Source organism: Archangium sp., assembly GCF_036389735.1.
Lineage (GTDB): Bacteria > Myxococcota > Myxococcia > Myxococcales > Myxococcaceae > Archangium.
Map to the genome: position 1 here is coordinate 1 of NZ_DASVWK010000443.1, position 5890 is coordinate 5890.

At 67.2% G+C, this 5890-nt stretch carries 4 protein-coding genes; 2 read left to right on the forward strand and 2 right to left on the reverse strand.

Features of this window, described 5'->3' with window-relative positions; all coding sequences use genetic code 11:
- Positions 1 to 1397 (reverse strand): hypothetical protein (locus tag VF794_RS15845; RefSeq protein ID WP_331111248.1); only part of this gene is annotated, 1397 nt, incomplete at its 3' end.
- A 265-nt stretch (positions 1398 to 1662) separates the two neighbouring features.
- Between VF794_RS15845 and VF794_RS15850 the strand changes: the two genes are divergently transcribed.
- Both VF794_RS15850 and xth read left to right on the forward strand, forming a co-directional pair.
- The gene (locus tag VF794_RS15850) at positions 1663 to 1944 is read left to right on the forward strand and encodes a hypothetical protein (RefSeq protein WP_331111250.1); all 282 of its coding nucleotides are present in this window, start codon (positions 1663 to 1665) and stop codon (positions 1942 to 1944) included.
- Positions 1945 to 1959: 15 nt separating this feature from the next.
- Positions 1960 to 2730 carry an exodeoxyribonuclease III gene (xth, locus tag VF794_RS15855; RefSeq protein ID WP_331111252.1) on the forward strand — a complete coding sequence of 257 codons (771 nt, stop codon included), beginning with the start codon at positions 1960 to 1962 and terminating at the stop codon, positions 2728 to 2730.
- A gap of 219 nt (positions 2731 to 2949) precedes the next feature.
- Here the strand turns inward: xth and VF794_RS15860 are convergent.
- Positions 2950 to 5890, reverse strand: a 2941-nt coding sequence (locus VF794_RS15860; protein ID WP_331111254.1) for a LamG-like jellyroll fold domain-containing protein, incomplete at its 5' end; no start/stop codon positions are given.

Below are 5890 nucleotides of genomic sequence, written 5' to 3' on the forward strand. Positions count from 1 at the left end.
CCGCGCTCGCGCAGTCCGAGGTGGGCGGCGGGCAGCGACGTCAAACGGCGGATCGCCTCCGGCAGCGTCGTCGCCCGCTCCTCCCGCACGTACTTGCCGAGCAGGCGCGCGACATTGCCGTAGCCTCGCGGGTGGTTCTTCGACTTCAGGAACACGCCTTCCGGCGCGAACGCCCCCGAGTCCGAGCCGAAGCTCATCCAGGGCAGGCCGACCTGGCGCTTCACGTTCTCCTCGCTCATCAAGAAGTAGACCGTCCCGACCCTGCTGCCGTCCTCGATGACGAGGTCGATCGCGGCGTCCTCGGGGCTGACGCCGCGCATCCGGGCGACCTCGGCCAGGGACTTGCCGGTCAGGGGTTTCAGCGCCTCGTTCTTGAAGCCGATCAGCAGCACGTTCTCCGGCCCGCCGGCGTGCCAGTAGAGGTTCTCCCAATTCTCACCCGGCGCGCGCATCTCCTGGACCACCCGCGCGCGGATCTCCGGCTCCTTCAGCCGTGCGATCCACGCCTGCTCCCCGCCCTCCTGGACCCAGGTGGGCATGGCGGCATCGAGCCCGGTGGCCCCGGCGGTATAGGTGTACATGTTGGCCGAGACCCGCACGCCCGCCGCGCGCGCCCGCTCGATCCGCTCGATCACCTGATCGAGCTTTCCCCAATTCGCCTTGCCGGCCATCTTCAGGTGGTAGATCTCCGCCGGAGCACCCGAGCGGCGGGCGATCTCGAGGGTCTCGTCCACCGCTTCGAGCAGGCGGTCGGCTTCCGAGCGCAGGTGCGTGATGTACATGCCCCCGCACTGGCCGGCCGCCTCCACGAGGGCCGTGAGTTCGGGCGTTTCGGCGTAGCTCGCCGGCGCGTAGATGAGCGAGGAGCCGACGCCGAGCGCCCCCTCCTCCATGGCCGAGCGCACCAGTCCTCGCATGCGGCCGAGCTGTTCGGGCGTGGGGTCCACGTCCTTCTCGCCGAGTTCGTGGATGCGCACGGTGGTGGCCCCCACGAAGGAGGCGACGTTCGGAGACACACCCGAGTGCTCCAGGTGGGCCAGGTATTCGCCGAGCGAGGTCCACGGGACGGGGAACCGGATGTCGCCCTGGGCGCGGAGGACCTCGGCCTTCATCTCGGGTGTCAGAGGGCCCATGGACCAGCCCTCTCCGAACACTTCCAACGTCACGCCCTGCTTCAGGTCGCTCATGCCCCGGCCATCCGCGATCAGGCTCTCGGTGGCCCAGCTCAGCATGTTGATGAAGCCCGGTGAGACGGCCTTGCCACGGGCGTCGATCACGGTCTCGCCGCGCACCTGCCCGGGCCGGCCGACGTAGGCGATCCGCTCCCCCTCGATGGCCACGTCGCCGACGTACGGCTCACCGCCCGAGCCGTCGTAGAGGATCCCACCCTGGATCACGACATCGTAGGTTCTGGGCACCGCGCCCGGCAGGCTCGCGCAGCCACCCAGAGCGGACGTGACGACGGCCAGAACCGCCGCTCCGCGGAAAAGTCGCTGCCGGGTTGGCTCCGTCATCAAGGGTCCACGGGATCGGGGCAGGCTCATGAGGCGGGTATTATACGTGGTACGTATAGGACGGTTGACCCACGGCGACCACACCATCAGCATGTCATTACAGCCTCGGAAGTGAGGCAGAACCGGTGTTGGCCACCAGGAGAAAGCCATGCGTGGGATTGTGCCAGTCGTACTTGGAGGTTTGCTGGCCGGCTGCGGCAATCAGCCATCCGTGAGCCAAGAAAACCTCTGCGTCTTCACGAGCGACGCCGAGGCAAAGAAGTGCAAGCCCGGCGAACTCGCGTACTTCCGCCCGCAGTCGTGGGGCAATGACCAACTTCCCTTGGATGGCGCGGCTGCGTTTTGCGACTTCAACCATCAGGTGATGACGACGAAGGGCGGCTTTATCTGCGTCTTTACCGATAAGCGTCTGCATTTGATGTCGAGATAGCGTCGGAAGCCCTTCTTGAAGATCGCCACTTTCAACGTCAATGGAGTCAAGGGTCGCCTGCCACGCCTGCTGGAGTGGCTGGCGGAGACGCAGCCCGACGTCGCCTGCCTGCAGGAGATCAAGACGGGGGATGCGACCTTCCCCGCCAAGGCGATCGAGGATGCGGGCTACCGCGCCATCTGGCACGGACAGCGTTCGCACCATGGCGTGGCGATTCTCGCGCGCAGCCAAACACCCGTCGAGGTGCGGCGCGGCTTGCCCGGTGATCCCGAAGACGTGGCGGCGCGCTACCTCGAGGCCGACCTCCACGGACTGCGCATTGCGTCGGTGTACCTGCCGAATGGCAACCCCGTGCCGAGCCCCAACTTCGATTACAAGCAGCGCTGGATGGAGCGTCTGATCGCACACGCGCGGACGCTGATGGACTCGGGCGTCCCGGTGATCCTGGCGGGCGACTTCAACGTGGTGCCGACCAACAACGACATCTACAACGCGGGGACGTGGCGCTTCGACGCGGTGCTGCAGCCCGAGACGCGCGAAAAGTACGCGCGCCTGCTTTCGCAGGGCTGGATCGATGCCACGCGGCAACTGCACCCGAAGAAGCGCGTGTATACCTTCTGGGTGAACGAAGCAGCGTTCCGCCGCAATGCGGGCTTCCGCATGGACTTCCTGCTGCTCACGCCCTCCCTGGTGTCGCGCCTGGCCGAGGCCGAAGTGGATGCCGAGCACCGCGGCCGCGAGAAGCCCAGCGACCACGCGCCGGTCTGGATCCGGCTGAAGGACTGAGCAGCGCAGCTGCCTTCAACACCCGGCGCCTGCCTCCACACCAGGCACAGATGAAGACATCCAACGCGAACGTCCTGCGCAGCAGCTTCGCCTGGTCCATTCGCGGCATCCGCTCCTTGCTGACTTCGGCAACTCCCGTGGTGGTGCTCCGCGCGTAGCTTTCCACCGACTACCGAAGGAGCGTGTACCGAGGGAAGGGCGGACATTTGACTGGAGGGATCAACCGCAGCTCGCGCCAGTGCAGTACTGGAGTGCCTGGAGCTCTCCCTGGGAGAGAACCCGGTTGTACAGGTGCGCCTCCTCGATCCGGCCGGTGAAGAAGCCACTGTTCGTGCTGGCCTCATCATGCCGCAGGCCGAAGATGACATTGATGCTGTCCACGCTCGGGTCGTAGGTGAAGTTCGAACCCTTGGTGTAGGAGGCATAGAGGAAACCATTGCGGTAGAGATTGATCTGACCGCTGGAGAGATAGGTGATGGCGAGTTGAACGAGCTGACCGACAGGGCCTTCATCGAGGCGATCGGACTGGGGGCTCTCGGTGCGGTTGAAGTATTCGGAGCCAGCCATCCACTCCAGGGGGCGTTGCTCGGCGTAGACGATGCCATCGAACACGTCCACGCCGTTTGACTTCTCCAGGGTGAGGATCGTGCCGCCTCTGGCGGACAGGTCATCCACGCGGGCCCATGCGACCAGGGTTTTGGTCGTAATGGCAGGGCCGCTGTAGTTGCTGCTGCGGGCGTAGGATTGCTGGGCTGCGTTGACGACCAGTGAGCCATTGGAGATGTAGGCGCCCCTGACGAGGCTCAGGTTGCCAAAGTGCCCCGAGCTGTCGGCCAGCGAGCCGTTCTCGAAAGTCCACCGGCCGACGAGGGAAGGGTCTGTGCAAGCCTTCACCGAGGGGGTGAAGGTCGTGGAGGTCACGAGCCCGAAGGCATTGCTCACCGTGGCCGTCACCGTGGGAGTGACACCCGAGGTCGTGCAGGCGGGAGCCGTCCAGATCACCTGGCTGGTGTCGGTACTCGTGGTGGCAACGGAGCGCGTTCCCGTATTCGACGTCCAGGAGAAGGAGAGGTGGCTGCCCTGGGGATCCATCGCCTGCACCAGGAGGGTGAGGGAGGCGCCGCCCGTGACGGTCGGCGCGGACTGGGAGGTTTCCACGACATGGGGAGGCAGCGGCGTGGTGAGGGCCGCGCCGGAAGGCGATTCGTTGTCGCCGAGGTTGTAGGTGTTTCCCAGGCCAAGTTGGCCATGGGTGTTGCGGCCCCAGCACCGGGGCTCGCCCGCACTCAGCAGGGCACAGGTGTGCCAGGCGCCCGCGGCGAGCTGGAAAGCCATGGAGCCGCCGAGGTTCACAGGGGGCCCGGGCGGAGTGGAGAGGGAGTTGGTATTGCCACGTCCGAGCTGTCCGGACTCGTTGCGACCCCAGCACTTGAGGTCGCCGGGGCTCAGCAGGGCACAGGTGTGCTCTGCGCCGGTGGCCACCTGAAGGACCGTGCCCCCTGTGTTGACGCTTGCCACGGAAGCAGGCGTCTCGTCATCGCCGAGGGGGTTGGTATGGCCTTGCCCCAGTTGGCCATGGGCATTGCGGCCCCAGCAGCGCACGGCGCCGCCCTCCAGCAGGGCGCAGGTATGCTGGCTGTTTCCGTGGGCGGCGAGCTGCACGACGGTGCCGCCCAGGCTGACAACACCCGCGCTGGCCGGTGACTCATCATCGCCGATGGGACGGGTATGGCCCAGGCCGAGCTGGCCGGAGTCGTTGCGCCCCCAGCAGCGCACGGCGCCGGTGGTGAGCAGGGCACAGGTATGCCAGGCCCCCGCGACGAGGTGCCGGACGGTTCCACCCACGTCGACATCCCCGGAGGGCAGCTCATCATCACCGATGGGGCGGGTATGACGCAGGCCGAGCTGGCCATGGGCGTTGTGGCCCCAGCAGCGCACTTTCCCGGTGTCCAGCAGGGCGCAGGTGTGAGCGAAGCCGGCCACCAGCTCGACGGCCCGGCCACCGAAAGGCACATAGCCGGAGTTGGAGAAGGCCTCATCGTCACCGAGGGAGCGCGTATGCCCATAGCCAAGCTGGCCGGAGTCGTTGCGGCCCCAGCAGCGCACGGCGCCGCCCTCCAGCAGGGCGCAGGTGTGGTGGCCGCCCACGGCGAGTTGGGCGCCGCTCTCGGCGAGGGGAACGTTGCCCACCGAGGAGAGGGGCTCGTCGTCGCCGAGGGAGTGGGTGTGGCCCTGGCCTAGCTGGCCAGAGTCGTTGAGCCCCCAGCAGCGTGAGGCGCCGTCGCCGAGCAGGACACAGGTATGGCTCTCGCCAGCGAGCAGGGACTTGAAGCCGGTGTCCGCGGTGGGGTTGTCGGGGAACTGATTGGGCGGCAGGACGTAGAGCAGCGTCGTCGTGCCACCCTCCGCGTCCGTCACTTCCAGCTTCAGGCTGCCGCGCAGCTCGGGGGTGTAGCCCTGGAGCACGGTGGGGTTGGCCTGGGGGCTGAAGGAGGGGGCCAGCTCATCGGCGCCATCCGGAGTGAGGTTCCAGGCATAGGAGAGTTCGGAGAGGGGCCGGTTGTCGGAGACGGAAGCCTCGAAGGCCACCTGGGGCGTACCCGGCACACGCACGGCGCTCAGGGCATTGATGACAGGGTTGAAGCGGACGACGAAGGAGGTGTCGCGCACGCCCTCGGAAGAGGGAGGACGGACGCGGAGGCGGAAGGTGGTGCGGACGGAGTGGCCATCCCGGTTGGTGAGGCGGATGGCGTGCGAGAAGTTGGTGGAGGAGGCGACCTCGGGGGCGGTGTAGCGGATGACGAGGGTAGTGGAGGTGCCCTCCAGGGTGAGACTTCCCTGGGACGGGAAGAAGGTGCCGCCGGCCCCCTCGAGGACGTAGTCGAGGCGCTCGCCAGCGCGGGCCTCGACGAGGAAGCCGAGGGGGAAGCTCTGTGAGGGGAAGAGTTCGGCGGCGGGGAGGGTGACGCGCTGGGCGCGGGGCAGGGTGATGTTCGCGCCGTTGGTGGCGGGAACCAGGACGATGCTCACCGGGGTGTTGTCCTCGGTGAGGGTCTGGTGGGTGGAGCCCCGGAAGAGCTCGGCCCCCGAGGTGTTGGAGGCGATGGCGACGAAGGAGAGGGGCTTGTTCTTGGGGAGGAAGGGAAGCCGGCCCGTCCAG

Coding starts and splice junctions, on each gene's coding strand:
- VF794_RS15850 (WP_331111250.1), top strand. CDS start 1,663: ATGCGTGGGATTGTGCCAGTCGTACTTGGAGGTTTGCTGGCCGGCTGC.